Consider the following 15597-nt stretch of genomic DNA (forward strand, 5'->3'; position numbering starts at 1 on the left):
CTATAAAGGTGTTAATCAACAAATTGTTCAGACTGAATTTCGAGATCAATTTCCCAATTCCTAAACTGCACCTGTTCATCATGCAGTTCAGCCACCAGTAAAGGCCATTGTCGGGCATCACCGGCTACGCTGAGTTGCCATTGTTGCGCATTCTTCACCTTCAGTTCAATGGCAGGAAGCATCTCATCGCTACGACTGTGATTGACCAAAACCGCCAGACGAAGCAGTAAACACAGGTACAAAAGTCGAGAACCACCGACTTTGTTGACATCTATCCTGGCATCAGCGCGCAATTTACGACGATGATGTGCGACCAAATGTGACAGATGATTTTGGTCGACTTGCGAGAAACCGGCAATGTCCGAGTGCTGTAACAAATAAGCCCCATGACGATGATAACCACTATGACTGATCGCCAGACCAATTTCATGCAGATAAGCTGCACGACGTAACAGATCACTGTCTTCGCTATTTAAAGCTAAAGGTTGTTTCACATCATCAAACAGTTTTTGCGCGGTTTTTACCACACGTTCTGCCTGTTTGGTGTCGGCATTATAACGCCCCATCAAGGCATGCACAGAACGGTCACGAATATCCTCGTGCTGGAAACGCCCGAGCAGGTCATACATCACGCCTTCACGTAATGCCCCGTCAGAATAGGTCAGGTAATCAATATTCAGAACATCAAAGACGGCATACAGAATGGCAATTCCTGCTGGCAACACCGCACGGCGGTCTTCTTTAAGGCCTTCAAACTCCATGTCCGTGACATGTTTATATTTGAGCAATTTATCTTTGATTTTTTCCAGGCCTTCACGCGTCAACTCCTCGCGCTCGTTACTCCAGCCCATATTGACACAGATCTGGCGACAGGCTTTGATGGTGCCACTCGAACCAACCACAGCATCCCAACCTGCTGCTTTATAGGTATTGGCAATACCGGAAATTTCTTTACGTGCCGCCGTGACAGCTTTATCAAAGGCCTTTTGATTAATATCGCCATCTTCAAAATAAGCTTTGGTAAAGGCAACACAACCCATCTGCACGGATTCGGTATGAATCGGTTCAAATTCCTCACCAATAATCAGCTCGGTCGAGCCCCCACCGATGTCTACCACCAGACGACGGCCACTATTGGCCATGGTATGCGACACCCCCAGATAAATCAGACGGGCTTCTTCTCGACCGGCAATAATTTCGATGGGTTTCGGTAAAATTTCTGCTGCCTTTTGAATAAATTCATGGCCATTTTTTGCCTGACGCAAGGCATTGGTCGCCACGATACGTAAACGGTTGGGCTGAACCGAACCCAACCGCCCCACAAAACGCGCCAGACAGGCTAGACCACGTTGCTGCGCAGCTTCAGTCAAATTCTTATTTTCGTCCAGACCTGCTGCAAGCTGAACTTTTTCTGACATTGATGCCACTTTTTTGACTTCGCCGTGGTCCACTCGAGCAATGGCCAAATGAAAGCTGTTTGATCCCATATCGATGGCGGCAAGTAATTCTTCATCAATCAAAAAGTCAGACATTCCAGAAATAAACCTTTAACGAATTGTGCTTAGAGTAATTCACAACCATGCAATTTAAAAGCCATTTGTATCGACAATTTACTCCCTTTTAATTTTTTCTTTCTATGTGACAATTGTGTTACACGATTATCTCTATCGTGATCATCCATTAGACAAATTGACAATATAGGTTGAAAATTTGCATATTCCCCTACATTGTTGAAGAAGGCTATGTAATACTAAGAATTATAGCCATCTTTAAAAAATTATTTTCTGGAGCATTCCATGTCTGGCAACATCGTAAATACTACTGACGCAAACTTCGAAGCAGACGTTCTTCAATCAGACGTTCCTGTATTGGTTGACTTCTGGGCTGGCTGGTGTGCGCCATGTAAAGCAATTGCTCCTGTACTGGAAGTACTTGCTGACGAATACCAAGGTAAAGTAAAAATCGTAAAAGTTGATGTGACTTCTTGCGAAGCCACTGCAGTGAACTATAGCATTCGTAATATCCCAGCTTTATTGATGTTCAAAAATGGTGAAGTGGTTGCGACTCAAGTTGGTGCAGCACCTAAATCTAAATTAACAGCGTTCATTGAAGAAAATATTTAATCAACGCTGTTTTAAAGATAAAAATACGTGATCAGATATCGCGTATTTTTTTCGCCTAGAATAAATTGACAAACGCCTGTTTCTCTCTTATATTGCTCATTCAAGAGATCAGGAATACTAAATCCTGTCAATTTCTTACAAGACACAATACATAAGATGCCGCTCGGCAATAGAAATTGTTTTTTCACATTTCTCTTTGAAACAATCAAACAAACCTCTGAATTGTTCTTGTACAAATTCAATTGCTGTCGTTTGAATGCTTGTATGCGGCCGAATGTTACTCCCTTTCTAACCTGTACCTCAGAACTTTGATTCTATCCGACCACCTATGAATTTAACCGAACTCAAGAAAAAACCGATTGGCGAACTCATCAAGATTGCCGAGTTTATGGGCCTAGAAGGCATGGCCCGTAACCGCAAGCAAGACATTATTTTTGCCATCTTAAAGCGCCATGCGATGAATGGTGAAGAGATTTTTGGTGATGGCGTTTTGGAAATTCTGTCAGATGGTTTTGGCTTCTTACGCTCTGCGGCAGGCTCTTATCTGGCAGGTCCTGATGACATCTATGTCAGCCCTTCCCAGATCCGTCGTTTTAACCTTCGTACAGGCGATACTATTACTGGTACCATTCGCCCACCGAAAGAAGGTGAACGTTATTTTGCACTTTTAAAAGTGAACCAGATTAACTACGACACGCCTGAGAACTCTCGCAACAAGATTCTGTTTGAAAACTTAACCCCGTTATTCCCAACTGAGCAATTGGTCATGGAATTGGGTAATGGTACCACTGAAGATTTGACAGCGCGTGTAGTCGATCTGGTTGCCCCAATCGGTAAAGGTCAGCGTTCTATTATCGTTGCACCACCGAAAGCGGGTAAAACCATGTTGCTGCAAAACATTGCACAGTCGATTGTTCGTAACAACCCTGAATGTTTCCTGATTGTACTGCTGATTGACGAACGTCCTGAAGAAGTAACGGAAATGGAACGTACGGTTCGTGGTGAAGTTATCGCTTCAACCTTTGATGAATCTCCGGCGCGTCACGTACAAGTGGCTGAAATGGTAATTGAAAAAGCCAAACGTCTGGTTGAACATAAAAAAGACGTGGTGATTCTGCTTGACTCAATTACCCGTCTGGCACGTGCTTACAACACTGTAATTCCTTCATCTGGTAAGGTATTGACAGGTGGTGTGGATGCACATGCACTTGAACGTCCAAAACGTTTCTTCGGTGCGGCTCGTAATATCGAAGAAGGCGGCTCACTGACCATTATTTCTACTGCATTGATTGAAACCGGCAGTAAAATGGATGAAGTGATCTACGAAGAATTCAAAGGTACAGGTAACCAGGAAATCACGCTTGACCGTCGCATTGCTGAGAAACGCGTATTCCCTGCAATGAACATCAAGAAATCAGGCACTCGTCGTGAAGAACGTCTGATGTCAGAAGATAATCTGCGTAAAGTCTGGATTCTGCGTAAGCTTTTACATACCCAGGACGAACTGGCGGCAATGGAATTCTTGCTTGATCGCATGAAAGAAACCAAGACCAATGATGACTTCTTCGATCAGATGAAGCGCAAGGCATCTAACTAAGTCCTCAAAAATTATAGAAAGGTCATCTAAAACGATGACCTTTTTTATTCGGGTTGACATTGATTACACAAAGAAACAAAGTCCACGATAATTTGTAAACTTATTTGCAAGTTCATGATTAATAAAATAATGGTAAGAAAAATTGTATAAGTTTTAGGGGCTTAAATCGCCTTTACCCCATATAAGTCTTTCCTTTAATTGTTATTTTCTGTTAAAAAAACCATGAATTTCATGCGTTTTTTGCACTTTTTTGAACTTGCCCTGTAGCAATTAAAAATGCGCAGTGATAGCATATTTGCAGACCAGTTAGACTGCTCCTGCGTTGTTAGTACCTAACAAAATTAGGAATAATAAAAGCACATAACAGGCTAACGTCGGTTTTTTTTAATCTCAATTTTTAGAGAGTGATGCCATGTTATTCAAAAAAATCGCTATTGCTGCTGCAGTTGCTACTACTTTAGCTTTCGTTGGTTGTGCTAAAAAAACTGAAGATGCTGCTGCTGACGCTAACCAAGCTGCTTCTGAAGCTGTAGAAGCTGCTTCTGAAGCTGAAGCTGCTGCTGACGCTGCTGCTGTAGAAGCTACTTCTGAAGTTGCTGCTTCTGATGCTGCTGCTGTTGCTGAAGCTAACGCTGCTGCTGCAGTTGCTACTGACGCTGCTGCTGACGCTACTGCTGCTTCTGAAGCTGCTGCTCAATAATCTAACGATTATTCAGTACGAAAAAGAGAGCCAATGGCTCTCTTTTTTTATGCCTATAAAAATCGAAATTTCTACAGACAATCTCTATCAAGAAAAAAAGCAGATCAATTGACCTGCTCAGTTCCCACACGTTGACGGAACTTCTGTCCCGCACGGAAGGTTACGACCCGGCGTGCAGAAATCGGAATTTCTTCACCAGTCTTCGGATTACGGCCTGGACGTTGACGCTTGTCACGCAACTCAAAATTACCGAAACCTGATAGTTTGACTTGCTCACCTGAAATTAGCGCTTGGCTAATCTCATCAAAGAACAATTCGACCATTTGTTTTGCTTCACGACGGTTTAAACTCGTGAGCTCACTTAAATGATCAGCCATCTCTGCTTTAGTTAGTGCTGTCATGAAGCCCTCAATGTCGCTTGATAAGTGTTTTCTAACACTTGCAGGATATTATCCATGCCTGATTTAATTTCAGCATCTTCCAGGGTGCGGGTTGGATGCTGCCAGAGAAGAGCAAATGCTAGAGAACGCTTGCCTTCTTCTACCCCTTGTCCAGTGTACACATCGAACAACCAGGTTGACTCCAGGAGCTCACCACCAGTCTTTTCGATAAGTCTCTGAATTTCGCTAACATTAATCTTATCACTAATTAAAAGCGCAATATCACGTCGAACCGACGGAAAACGTGATAATTCTGTAAAATTAGATACATAAGTTTGCAAAACGGCTTTTTGATCGAGTTCAGCGACCCAAATGGTTGCCAAATCCAGCTCATCTTCAAGTGATGGATGTAAACGACCTAAATAACCAATCGACTGACCATTAACCATAATTTCAGCAGATTGACCAGAATGCAACCATGCACGCTCTGAACGAACATATTCAACATTCAGACGAGCTGCTGCCAGAATTTCTTCCACATCACCTTTAAAGTCAAAGAAGTCCATTGGCTGTGGCTTACCATGCCATGATTCATTGGTACGTGAACCAGTCGCAATCAGGGCAAAAGTTGGAATCTGTTTCAGGTCATGAATCGATGCAGCATCCTGATAATCGAAACGCAGACCTAGCTCAAAGAAACGTACGCGGTTTTGCTGACGATTGACGTTATATTGCACACATGGAATCAAACTTGATAACAGGGTTGAACGCATTACCGCTAAATCACTTGAAATCGGGTTTGCCAATGCTAATGGATTTACTGCAGGGTTGAGCTGTTTTTCCAGTTTCAAGTCAGCAAAGCTAAAACTGATCGCTTCTTGATAACCCAAAGTCACCGCAGTCTGACGAAGCTGAGCCACTTCGAACTGATCCTGGTATTTTGCAAGTTTGACATCAATCACAGGCAAACTGATTTGAATATTGTCATAACCATGAATACGTGCAACTTCTTCGATCAAGTCCTGGTAGATTGCCATATCATAACGGTGTGACGGTGGTACCACAGACCATTGACCTTCTGCTTTCACAGTCACTTCACAGTCCAAACGCGTTAACGCATCGGTAATGAAGTCTGATTCAACTTTATAACCCAGAAGTTGATCTACTTGTGCCTGTTCAAGTTCAATTGCTTCACGTCTAGGCAATACTGCTGGATTTTCTGCAACTGTAATTGGACCAAACTCACCGCCTGCAAGTTCAGCAATCAGCTGAGACGCACGGTGCATTGCCATCACTGGCAATTCAAAGTCCACACCACGCTCATAACGCTGAGAAGCATCCGTATGTAAACCGAAGCTACGCGCACGACCTGCAATGTGTAAAGGTGCAAAGAATGCAGACTCCAGGAAGATCTCAGTGGTTGCATCCGTTACAGATGAAGACAGACCACCCATGATGCCTGCAATTGCCAATGCTTTTTCATCATCAGCAATCACCATCACTTTTTCGTTCAGTTCAACTTCCTGTTCATTTAATAGCACCAGCTTTTCACCGGCTGTTGCTTGACGAACGTGAACTGCACCTTGAACCTTGCCACCATCAAATGCATGCAACGGTTGACCTAGCTCGATCAATACATAGTTGGTAATGTCGACCAAAATGCTGTGTTGACGGATACCCGAACGAGCAAGCGCACGCTCCATCCATTCCGGGGTTGGCGCTTTGGTATTGACGTTTTTGATCACACGACCCAAGTAACGTGGACAGCCTTCAGTCGACACCACCACTTTCTTTTCATCAGCAATAGTTGCAGCCACTTCTTGAATTTCTGGCGCAGTCACTGGCAATTGGTTAATCACACCAATTTCACGTGCAATACCACGAATGCTGAAACAGTCACCACGGTTTGGTGTGATGCTGATGTCAATCACGTTGTCATCTAAGTCTAAATATTCACGAATATTCACGCCTACAGGTGCATCGTTTGGTAATTCTAAAAGACCATCAATTTTGTCTTCTAAATCAATTTCAGACGCACCACACAGCATACCTTGGGATTCGATCCCACGAAGTTTGCCCTTCTTGATTTTGAAATCGCCCGGCAAAACCGCGCCAATGGTAGCAACTGGCGCTTTCATACCTGCACGTACGTTTGGCGCACCACACACGATTTGGAGTGGTTCACCTGAACCGATATTCACGGTAGTTACACGTAAACGGTCTGCATCCGGGTGCTGTTCAACAGTCAGAACTTCACCTACAACAACACCTGTAAATGGTTTTGCTGCTGGAGATAAGTCATCAACTTCTAGACCAAGCATGGTCAGTTGATCAGAAAGTTTCTCGCTGTCGATGGCTGGGTTAACCCATGTGCGTAGCCAATTTTCGCTAATTTTCATTGATATAAAACCTGTAATTCAAATCTCTAGAATCCCCCTCTAACTCCCCCTTTAAGAAAGGCGGAGAACCCCAACTGATTTCGTGGAGTCCCTCTCCTTTTTTAAAGGAGAGGTTAGGAGAGGATTTAATAAAAAGTTTTAAGCAAACTGGCGTAAGAAACGCACATCGTTTTGGTAGAACATACGCAAGTCGTTAATGCCATAACGCAACATTGCAAAACGTTCTACCCCTAGACCAAATGCAAAGCCTTTGTATTTGTCAGGATCAATACCAGCAGAACGTAATACATTCGGATGCACCATACCGCAACCCAGAACTTCCAACCATTTGCCACGCTCATCCATAATATCCACTTCTGCACTTGGCTCTGTGAATGGGAAATAAGATGGACGGAAACGTACTTTTAAGTCTTTTTCAAAGAATTCATTCAGCAAGTTGACCAACAAACCTTTCAGTTCAGCGAAGCTGGTATTTTCAGCAACGTATAAACCTTCAATCTGGTGGAACATTGGTGAGTGGGTTTGATCCGAATCACAACGGTATACACGGCCTGGACACACGATACGGATTGGTGGTTGTTGCGTTTCCATAGTACGGATCTGCACACCAGAGGTATGCGTACGCAGCAAATGGTTTACATCAAAATAGAACGTGTCGTGCATGGCACGTGCAGGGTGATGGCCTGGAATATTTAAGGCTTCAAAGTTGTGATAGTCATCTTCAACTTCCGGGCCAGTTGCCACTGTAAAACCTGCTTTGGTAAAGAACTGGCAGATACGTTCCTGTACTTGGGTCACTGGGTGGATACTGCCCACCTGCTGGCCACGACCGGGTAATGTAATATCAATAGTTTCGCTGGCAAGCTTCTGCTCCAGCGCAGCTTTATGCAGTTCTGCCTGACGTGCTGTCAGTGCAGCTGTAATCGCTTCACGCACAGCATGGATTTTTGCACCGAATTCTTTACGTTGTTCCGGATCCATTTTACCCAGCGACTTAGATTGTTCCGCGAGCTGGCTTTTTTTCCCCGTAAATTGCACTCGTACTTGATCAAGTGCAGCAAGGTCTTGAGCTGCTGCAATCGCAGCGAGCGCTTCAGTGGTCAGGGCTTCCAGTGACATAGTAACTCTCAAAGCAACAGGTTAGAAATATTTTTAAAAAACCCCGTATTCTAACAGTTTTTAGGCACGTTGATGAAGATGGCATGTAATGAAAATTAGATTGGCAGATGTAAAAATAAAAAGTATAAAATAAACATGATATCAATTAGATCAAATCATTATGGCAATCGATCAAATTTGGAAACAGCAACTTACTTTAGTAACTTATGGAAATGAGTACCTGTCTCAGGACTTAAGTTTCAATCGCTGGCTTCAGCATTCCATCTTTAATCAGCATCAATTTGCCTTTCGTGATCTGATTTCACAGCATCTTTTAGCGCAGCATTTTCAGGTATGGCTGGAAGGTTTGAAAAAACAGGGCGTACAACGTCTGAGTCTGCACCGCTCCACCCTGCTTGAAGATGAGCAAAATCCCAATGTAAATGTTGAGCTGCTACCATTTGAATATTTCATTGTCAGTCATGAAGCCCAGAAAAAAAATGCCTGGATTATTGGCAAAGAATTACCAGAATGGTATACCGCAGACAATGATTATGAAGCACCTGTTACACAGCGATCTTCTCTACGTCATGAAACCTTCTGGCAATACGAACTCAACAACAAACTGGCCAGACGTGTACTGGCAGATCTGGATCAGCCAAACTGGGACGACATTCAAGTCTTTATGGATCATGAATTATTTGATACCAGATTTGCGCAAGGTTTTGTTCAACCTGCCCAGCTTGGACAACCTTATTATGGGGTGTCTTCTACTGCGGATACAGCTATCGGTAATAGACTGGCATTATTGCCAACCGATTATACAGCTGACTTTGCCCATGACATGCTGTACCGTCTGGATGCGCTGGAAGAACTAATCGAAGCTAAAATCCAGCATCCTTATCATGAAAACGGTGAAGTGCTGACACCGGACCAACAGCTTGACCTACGCCATTTTGTGCAGAAAATTGACGATCTGAAAGCGAAGTTTATTGTCAAAATCGCGAATCACTACAAGACTGCAAAACTGAGTCCGAAAATCAGCGCTGATCCATTTGCAGGAATGACTACCGACGAGCATGTGACCAAACCATCTAAAGCACATAAGCCTCACGATGCTGCCAAATCCAATTCAGGTAACGTTATTACCCTGATTATTATTACGGTAATTATCTGTTTGATTGGTTATTATTTTGGACTTTAATGCTGTGCCAGAAAAGCGTCAATTTCTCGGGGCGATCTTAATCTGATCCAGTGGATATGCTGATATTCAGGCGCATGCATCAACTTTAAATAATGCTGACGATTTTTCTGGTGGGTTTTAATCATCCACCAGATGATGGAATCACGACTCAACATCTGGCTGAAACTTTCTGTATTATTCGAGTTTGGCCAAAGCGGTTGTTTGCTAATTACCCGCTGTATGGCTCTTTTTATGGAACGATATAGATTGAGATGGAACGGTAAATCAATCCAGATCACACTGTCGATCTCAGCCCATTTGACGGGAATACTACGGGTATAATTACCATCAATCACATAGCCATCTTTGGCCTGATCGATGGCCGCTTGAATTTTATCAAAGAACTCTCGATCCACAGTTTCCTGCCAGTTATCCAGCCAGAATAAATTATCCAGCTCGATATCACTGAGGCCCAATTTTGTCGCTAAAGCGCGAGCAAAAGTAGATTTTCCCGAGGCAGAGGTGCCGACCACATTTATTCTACGAAAATCTCGTACTTTACCTTTCTCATTCATCAGCACTAAGTCATTTGTCATATTTTAGATAGCTTATACTTTTTCATCAGACAAAAAAAAGACCGCTAAAAGCGATCTTTTTTCTAAGTCATAAAGACTTATGCGGCCAATGCATCTTTAGCTTTAGAAGCTAGAGCTGTGAACGCAACTGCGTCATGCATAGCGATGTCAGCAAGTACGCGACGGTCGATAATCACTTGAGCTTTTTTCAAGCCAGCGATCATACGGCTGTACGACAAACCATTTTGACGAGCACCAGCGTTGATACGCGCAATCCATAGAGCACGGAATTGACGTTTCTTCTGACGACGGTCACGGTAAGCATATTGACCAGCTTTGATTACCGCCTGGAACGCTACGCGGTAAACGCGTGAACGAGCACCATAGTAACCTTTAGCGCGAGCAAGAATTTTTTTGTGACGGCGATGAGCCTGTACACCACGTTTTACACGAGCCATTTATAATCTCCTTAGATGTACGGGCACATACGACGAACTGAAGCAACGTCACTTACGTGAACCATTACACAGCCGCGCAATTGACGAATACGCTTAGCAGATTTTTTGGTCAAAATGTGGCGTTTGAACGCTTGTTTACGCTTAAAACCGTTAGCAGTCGCTTTGAAGCGTTTAGCTGCACCACGGCGAGTTTTCATCTTAGGCATAACAACCTCTTTTGAACACCTGTTCGGCACGTCTGCACCATTGCAAAGACGCCCTGCAGGTAAGGGAGCCGATATTCTAAAGCATCTTTGTTTAAAACAAAAGCAGTATTAAAAGTAAAAGATAGATGACAGGCACTTAATCCTATTTCCCATAAATATTGCGCGATGAAATATCAAGCTGACTAATCCAAGTTTTTATAATCCACGAATCTTTCTCACAAAAAAACTTCTGACTCCTGCAGCAATACATGTATAGCTTGGCTTCATTATGATTTTTTAATTATCACCTTCAAGACTCACAAGGCAGAAAAATAAATTATTTTGAATGAGATACTTGCCAGTATTGCCAATTCAGGAAATACTGCGCTTCAAAATTGAACATCCTCTTTGCTTGATTCAAGACCGAAACTTATGAAACGTATTCTGTGTATGACCCTGTTGTTGAGCTTCCCTTTTACAGCAAGCTATAGCGCATCAACAAAAAAAGCACCGCAATTGCCCACACAGACCATTGATGTGCAGCCAACACATTTGACGACACGCATTGAGTGGACCAAGTTTCCCAAACCAAAATATAGCAATGAAGATTTAAAAGGTCAGGACCGTTCTGCTGTGGTACGTATCTATGCCAATGAGCAGGGACACATCAAACAGGCTGCCATTCAGGACAGTACCGGTTACCAGCAGCTGGATCAGCTACTACTTAATGCCGTGAAATCTGCTGAAGTTAGACCACATATTGAAAATAAAACAGCACTACCGATCATTGGCTATCAGGTGTTTAACCTGAAACTGACTGACCAGGATCAGGAATTTTGTGAATACAGTTTCAACTCTAAAAATTGGCAAGCACAACAGCAGCAGCAAAAAACTAAATTCCAGTATCTAAACCAACCTGAGCTAAACGTTGATACAGATTTACTGAATGAACATGACCGTAAAGTAGAATTCCAAATTAAAGCCAATCGCAAAGGCGGGATTAAAAAGGTCAATATCAAAAAAGGTTCAGGCATTTATCAATTAGATCAGCAAGTAACAAGTGCATTAAAAGGTACACAAATCAGTACTAAACGCCGCGCAAGTACCCTATGGTTGTATAAACCATCCAGCTTTAAGGATGAAATTCAGTTTAAACTGAATGAATGCAAATAAACCCAAAGAGGCTTCAAGCCTCTTTTTTAAATCATGCTATAAGCCATGTAAATAAACAGATAACGTCCGATTTTCGCAATACTCACGATCAGTAAGAATCGAGCAAAGTTTTCCTTAAGCAATCCTGCAATTAAGGTAATTGGATCACCAATCATGGGCACCCAACTCAGCAACAAGGACCAATAACCGTATTTCTGGTAGCTCCTTTGTGCTTTTTGCATCTGCTGTTCAGAGACTGGAAACCACTTCCGGTCTTTATACTGCTCAATTCTTAGACCTAAATACCAATTCACGCAAGAGCCGAGAATGTTCCCTACACTGGCAACAGCGATCAAAGTAAATGCTGAATAGCTACTATTGACCAGTAATCCTAACAATACCGCTTCTGACTGCAAAGGCAATAAAGTTGCCGCGCCAAAGGCAGACAGAAACAGAATCAGTAATGCCATCTAAGTGATCCGACTGTTTAGCGTGTCAGTCTTAATTGTCTTTTAGCTTTCAGATATTCCATATTTGACCAGAAAAGAGCGAGTATGATTGCAAAAATACGAGACCATTTATATTTGGTTGCCAAGGGCAAAATTGCCTCAGCCAATACATTTTGATCCTTGGTATTCAGCTCATTAATAACCAACTGAATATGCACAATCTCAGCCACAAACAAGGCTAAACAGGCAGCTAGACCAAAGATAATGCTCCAGTAAATTCGTGGATTAGTTTCCACAATTCGAGTGAAGTTTAGGAAAAATGCTTTCATGCTCATATCCAATAAAAAACCACCTGAATCGGTGGTTTTAATAACTTTTGTACATCTTAACATAACAATCGCAGATTAACTGACCTGAATCGCTAATGCTTTTTGCACAGCAGGACGTGCCTGCATACGCTCAATATAACGACTGATTTCAGGATAATCCGCCAGATCAATACCTTGCCATTCATAACGAAGTAACCAGGGGAAAATCGCCATATCGGCAATTGAATATTCGCCAGTGACATAGTCCTGACCAACCAGCTGTTTATCCAGTACACCATATAAGCGCTTGGTCTCATTCACATAGCGTTCGGTCGCATAAGGAATCCGTTCTGGCGCAAAACGACTAAAATGATGGTTCTGTCCCAGCATCGGGCCTAGTCCACCCATTTGCCACATCAGCCATTGTTCCACCTGAATCCGCTTAATTTCATCGGTCGGATAAAACAGTCCGGTTTTACGTCCCAAATACTGCAAGATGGCACCCGATTCAAAGATTGAAATCGACCGATGATCTGGTCCATCCTGATCGACAATAGCTGGAATTTTATTGTTCGGTGAGATTGCCAGAAAGTCTGGCTGAAACTGGTCATTTTCCAGAATATTGACTGGAAGGATCTGATAAGATAGCCCCATTTCTTCTAATGCGATTGTAATCTTATGACCGTTGGGTGTACCCCAGTAATATAAATCAATCATTCGTGCCTATACTCCATACACCTTTATTATGGTGTTCCAACAAAATAATGGATCTGGTCAAAAACAACAAGCAATGCTTAATAAAATAATTTTTTAATGTAATTTCAATAAATTAATTAATTTTTTAAAAAAATTTCACTGAATTTTCTTGAAAATTCCTGGCCTGAACACATATTTATTTCTGCATAAGGATGGTCCATGCATCTTTTGCCCTGTCGATGATCATCATGACAGCGGTGTTTTCTTATTTTTAAAACTTTGCTGACCTCAGGAGGTTCTAATAATGAGTAATATCAATCTTCATCCATTATTCCGCCGCAGCATTGGCTTTGATCGCCTCAATGATTTCATTGATTATGCCATGCAAAGCGATGCGCCAAATTATCCGCCATACAATATCGAAAAACATGGTGAAAACCGTTACCGAATTGTCGTAGCCACCGCCGGTTTTAACCAGGAAGAGTTGAGTATTTCTCTTGAAAATCGCTTGCTGACAATTTCTGGAAAACCTGAAGCTGTTCAGGTTGAAGGTACTGAGTATCTACACAAAGGTATAGCCCGTCGTGCCTTCAAACTATCACTGCGTTTAGACGAACACATTGAAGTACAGCAGGCAGATTATGCTAACGGTCTACTCGTGATTGACCTGCAGCGTGTAATTCCGGAAGAAAAACTGCCAAGACAAATTCCGATTGGCAAAAAGTTGTTGCTGGAAAATCCGGAAGAAGTCACTGAAAAAACCGTCAATGCGGAATAAGCATATATAAAATGTTCTAAAAAGGCCCTTCGGGGCCTTTTTTTATTTTTAGGCCAGTCTGGATTGCGGGGTTAATAACAGACTTTTTAACTGCTGAACGCTATGAATCAGGTAATGTGGCTGATGAGCCACCAATGCAGATTCACTATTAAAACCCCAAGTCACCGTAGCGACAGCAATTCCATTCTGATGAGCTGATTCTATATCAATGATCTGGTCACCAATATAGATGACCTGTTCTGGATGCGATTTGGATTGCTGCACAATTTTTCTAATCTGTTTGGCTTTGCTATAAATTGAAGCATTGCTTTCGACCCACTCAAATAGCTGAAACAGTTCCGCACCTAGATACTTTCGGCAATTATTCGGAGTATTGGAGGTGACAATTGCCAGGCGAACTCCCTGCTGTTTGAGATGGTGAAGTAGATCCGCAATGCCTTCAAATAATTCTGGAGTCTTGCCACTACGACGCATTTCCCGTTTACAGTCATACATTAAGCGAAAGGTCTGAAATATTGACAGGTTGAGTGCCTGATGGATCTGTCGTGGTGGTAAGGCTCTTAAATGCTCGACCTGATCTTTATGCATCAATGCATAGCGATATTTACCGGCAAAGCAATTCAGCAATTCGATAAACTGTTCAAAGGAATCAACCAGAGTACCATCTATATCAAAAATGACCAGTTGATACGGTACAACGCGATTATTTAAAAAAGCCATAAGCCAGTTATCCAGCAATTTATACCAAGTTTAAAAAATATATCTCTTCTCCACTCGTATTCACTCATATTTGTGATGTTTATCACTGTAATCCTGATCAAAATTATTTCGGCACAACTAATGTGCATCATAGTTGAGTTATTTTTTAAGCTTTAAACTGATAGCAGAAACTAGATTGTCTATTTTATGGCTATAAAATAAAAAAGCCCTGCAAGTGCAGGGCTTTTTTCGCTCAATGAGTGCTTACTTTTTCTTTTTAGGACCAAGCAGCATACCCATTTGACGGCCTTCCATTTTTGGAGACTGTTCAACTACACCAATTTCCGCTACATCAGCTTCAATTTTTTGTAATTGAGCCAGACCCAACTGTTGGTGAGCCATCTCACGACCACGGAAACGAAGCGTGATTTTTACCTTGTTGCCTTCTTCAAGGAACTTGATAATTGCACGCAGTTTTACGTTGTAATCACCTACATCAGTACCAGGGCGTAGCTTGATTTCTTTCACCTGTACTTGATGTTGTTTTTTCTTCGCTTCTTTCTGCTTTTGTTTAAGATCAAACAAATGCTTGTTAAAGTCCATGATTTTACAAACAGGTGGCTCAGCATTTGCTACGATCTCTACAAGATCAAGCTCTACGCTTTCTGCTGCACGTAAAGCTTCAGTTAAGCTTACGATACCTTTTTGCTCACCATTTTCGTCTACAAGACGGACTTCTTTTGCACGAATTTCATCATTCAACGCAGGACGGTTTGATTTGTTACCGCCCTGTTGATTACGGTCAGGCTGTTTAATC

The 15597-nt window shown here is 42.3% G+C and carries 18 protein-coding genes; 6 read left to right on the top strand and 12 right to left on the bottom strand.

Annotated elements, in window-relative coordinates; genetic code table 11:
- Nucleotides 1–11: 11 nt before the first annotated feature.
- Nucleotides 12–1532 (bottom strand): exopolyphosphatase, encoded by a 1521-nt coding sequence (ppx, locus tag BK820_RS06045; RefSeq protein ID WP_048881476.1) that lies wholly within the window; start codon nt 1530–1532, stop codon nt 12–14.
- A 264-nt stretch (nt 1533–1796) separates the two neighbouring features.
- Here ppx and trxA point away from each other — a divergent pair, with 264 nt between their 5' ends.
- From trxA to BK820_RS06060, 3 genes are all read left to right on the top strand, one after another.
- Nucleotides 1797–2123, top strand: a complete 327-nt coding sequence (trxA, locus tag BK820_RS06050; RefSeq protein ID WP_004812997.1) for a thioredoxin — start codon at nt 1797–1799, stop codon at nt 2121–2123.
- Between the two features lie 328 nt (nt 2124–2451).
- Complete coding sequence (gene rho / locus BK820_RS06055) at nt 2452–3720, top strand: transcription termination factor Rho (protein WP_004812998.1); 1269 nt, start codon at nt 2452–2454, stop codon at nt 3718–3720.
- A 412-nt stretch (nt 3721–4132) separates the two neighbouring features.
- Entirely contained in the window at nt 4133–4420 is a 288-nt protein-coding gene (locus BK820_RS06060) for a hypothetical protein (RefSeq protein ID WP_071320408.1), read from the top strand.
- 104 nt (nt 4421–4524) lie between these two features.
- Here BK820_RS06060 and BK820_RS06065 read toward each other — a convergent pair whose 3' ends face one another.
- From BK820_RS06065 to pheS, 3 genes are all read right to left on the bottom strand, one after another.
- Complete coding sequence (locus BK820_RS06065; RefSeq protein ID WP_004813003.1) at nt 4525–4821, bottom strand: integration host factor subunit alpha; 297 nt, start codon at nt 4819–4821, stop codon at nt 4525–4527.
- A complete protein-coding gene (gene pheT, locus BK820_RS06070; protein ID WP_071320409.1) occupies nt 4818–7199 on the bottom strand; it encodes a phenylalanine--tRNA ligase subunit beta in 2382 nt (793 codons plus the stop codon). The genes BK820_RS06065 and pheT overlap by 4 nt, the downstream gene beginning before the upstream one ends.
- Before the next feature lie 138 nt (nt 7200–7337).
- Nucleotides 7338–8318, bottom strand: a complete 981-nt coding sequence (pheS, locus tag BK820_RS06075) for a phenylalanine--tRNA ligase subunit alpha (RefSeq protein WP_004813006.1) — start codon at nt 8316–8318, stop codon at nt 7338–7340.
- 160 nt (nt 8319–8478) lie between these two features.
- Between pheS and BK820_RS06080 the strand changes: the two genes are divergently transcribed.
- Nucleotides 8479–9501, top strand: a complete 1023-nt coding sequence (locus BK820_RS06080; protein WP_071320410.1) for a hypothetical protein — start codon at nt 8479–8481, stop codon at nt 9499–9501.
- Here BK820_RS06080 and BK820_RS06085 read toward each other — a convergent pair.
- From BK820_RS06085 to rpmI, 3 genes are all read right to left on the bottom strand, one after another.
- A complete protein-coding gene (locus BK820_RS06085; RefSeq protein WP_071320411.1) occupies nt 9498–10076 on the bottom strand; it encodes an AAA family ATPase in 579 nt (192 codons plus the stop codon). The two genes, BK820_RS06080 and BK820_RS06085, sit on opposite strands and share 4 nt — an antisense overlap.
- Before the next feature lie 77 nt (nt 10077–10153).
- A complete protein-coding gene (gene rplT / locus BK820_RS06090; RefSeq protein ID WP_071320412.1) occupies nt 10154–10513 on the bottom strand; it encodes a 50S ribosomal protein L20 in 360 nt (119 codons plus the stop codon).
- 11 nt (nt 10514–10524) lie between these two features.
- Entirely contained in the window at nt 10525–10719 is a 195-nt protein-coding gene (gene rpmI / locus BK820_RS06095) for a 50S ribosomal protein L35 (protein WP_004278281.1), read from the bottom strand.
- Nucleotides 10720–11130: 411 nt separating this feature from the next.
- Here rpmI and BK820_RS06100 point away from each other — a divergent pair, with 411 nt between their 5' ends.
- On the top strand, nt 11131–11871 hold the full coding sequence (locus BK820_RS06100) for a TonB family protein (RefSeq protein ID WP_071320413.1): 741 nt from the start codon (nt 11131–11133) through the stop codon (nt 11869–11871).
- A 26-nt stretch (nt 11872–11897) separates the two neighbouring features.
- Here BK820_RS06100 and BK820_RS06105 read toward each other — a convergent pair whose 3' ends face one another.
- From BK820_RS06105 to BK820_RS06115, 3 genes are all read right to left on the bottom strand, one after another.
- Nucleotides 11898–12320 carry a YqaA family protein gene (locus BK820_RS06105; RefSeq protein WP_071320414.1) on the bottom strand — a complete coding sequence of 141 codons (423 nt, stop codon included), beginning with the start codon at nt 12318–12320 and terminating at the stop codon, nt 11898–11900.
- Nucleotides 12321–12337: 17 nt separating this feature from the next.
- The gene (locus tag BK820_RS06110; RefSeq protein WP_048881470.1) at nt 12338–12628 is read right to left on the bottom strand and encodes a hypothetical protein; all 291 of its coding nucleotides are present in this window, start codon (nt 12626–12628) and stop codon (nt 12338–12340) included.
- 75 nt (nt 12629–12703) lie between these two features.
- Nucleotides 12704–13324, bottom strand: a complete 621-nt coding sequence (locus tag BK820_RS06115) for a glutathione S-transferase family protein (protein WP_004813020.1) — start codon at nt 13322–13324, stop codon at nt 12704–12706.
- Nucleotides 13325–13607: 283 nt separating this feature from the next.
- Between BK820_RS06115 and BK820_RS06120 the strand changes: the two genes are divergently transcribed.
- The gene (locus BK820_RS06120) at nt 13608–14081 is read left to right on the top strand and encodes an Hsp20 family protein (RefSeq protein ID WP_004813021.1); all 474 of its coding nucleotides are present in this window, start codon (nt 13608–13610) and stop codon (nt 14079–14081) included.
- A gap of 48 nt (nt 14082–14129) precedes the next feature.
- Here the strand turns inward: BK820_RS06120 and BK820_RS06125 are convergent, their stop codons facing one another.
- Both BK820_RS06125 and infC read right to left on the bottom strand, forming a co-directional pair.
- On the bottom strand, nt 14130–14801 hold the full coding sequence (locus tag BK820_RS06125; protein ID WP_071320415.1) for an HAD hydrolase-like protein: 672 nt from the start codon (nt 14799–14801) through the stop codon (nt 14130–14132).
- A gap of 243 nt (nt 14802–15044) precedes the next feature.
- Nucleotides 15045–15596, bottom strand: coding sequence for a translation initiation factor IF-3 (infC, locus tag BK820_RS06130; RefSeq protein WP_076753101.1), 552 nt, complete (start codon nt 15594–15596; stop codon nt 15045–15047).
- Between the last annotated feature and the right edge of the window lies 1 nt (nt 15597).

Origin of the sequence: Acinetobacter sp. LCT-H3 (assembly GCF_001866125.1) — a bacterium.
Classification (GTDB): domain Bacteria; phylum Pseudomonadota; class Gammaproteobacteria; order Pseudomonadales; family Moraxellaceae; genus Acinetobacter; species Acinetobacter schindleri.

Excerpts from the sequence above, each read along its gene's own strand:
- pheT (WP_071320409.1), bottom strand. The coding sequence starts at position 7,199 with ATGAAAATTAGCGAAAATTGGCTACGCACATGGGTTAACCCAGCCATC.
- BK820_RS06120 (WP_004813021.1), top strand. The coding sequence starts at position 13,608 with ATGAGTAATATCAATCTTCATCCATTATTCCGCCGCAGCATTGGCTTT.
- BK820_RS06105 (WP_071320414.1), bottom strand. The coding sequence starts at position 12,320 with ATGGCATTACTGATTCTGTTTCTGTCTGCCTTTGGCGCGGCAACTTTA.
- ppx (WP_048881476.1), bottom strand. The coding sequence starts at position 1,532 with ATGTCTGACTTTTTGATTGATGAAGAATTACTTGCCGCCATCGATATG.
- rho (WP_004812998.1), top strand. The coding sequence starts at position 2,452 with ATGAATTTAACCGAACTCAAGAAAAAACCGATTGGCGAACTCATCAAG.
- BK820_RS06110 (WP_048881470.1), bottom strand. The coding sequence starts at position 12,628 with ATGAAAGCATTTTTCCTAAACTTCACTCGAATTGTGGAAACTAATCCA.
- BK820_RS06080 (WP_071320410.1), top strand. The coding sequence starts at position 8,479 with ATGGCAATCGATCAAATTTGGAAACAGCAACTTACTTTAGTAACTTAT.
- BK820_RS06115 (WP_004813020.1), bottom strand. The coding sequence starts at position 13,324 with ATGATTGATTTATATTACTGGGGTACACCCAACGGTCATAAGATTACA.
- BK820_RS06065 (WP_004813003.1), bottom strand. The coding sequence starts at position 4,821 with ATGACAGCACTAACTAAAGCAGAGATGGCTGATCATTTAAGTGAGCTC.
- pheS (WP_004813006.1), bottom strand. The coding sequence starts at position 8,318 with ATGTCACTGGAAGCCCTGACCACTGAAGCGCTCGCTGCGATTGCAGCA.
- BK820_RS06060 (WP_071320408.1), top strand. The coding sequence starts at position 4,133 with ATGTTATTCAAAAAAATCGCTATTGCTGCTGCAGTTGCTACTACTTTA.
- BK820_RS06100 (WP_071320413.1), top strand. The coding sequence starts at position 11,131 with ATGAAACGTATTCTGTGTATGACCCTGTTGTTGAGCTTCCCTTTTACA.
- BK820_RS06085 (WP_071320411.1), bottom strand. The coding sequence starts at position 10,076 with ATGACAAATGACTTAGTGCTGATGAATGAGAAAGGTAAAGTACGAGAT.
- trxA (WP_004812997.1), top strand. The coding sequence starts at position 1,797 with ATGTCTGGCAACATCGTAAATACTACTGACGCAAACTTCGAAGCAGAC.
- rplT (WP_071320412.1), bottom strand. The coding sequence starts at position 10,513 with ATGGCTCGTGTAAAACGTGGTGTACAGGCTCATCGCCGTCACAAAAAA.
- BK820_RS06125 (WP_071320415.1), bottom strand. The coding sequence starts at position 14,801 with ATGGCTTTTTTAAATAATCGCGTTGTACCGTATCAACTGGTCATTTTT.
- rpmI (WP_004278281.1), bottom strand. The coding sequence starts at position 10,719 with ATGCCTAAGATGAAAACTCGCCGTGGTGCAGCTAAACGCTTCAAAGCG.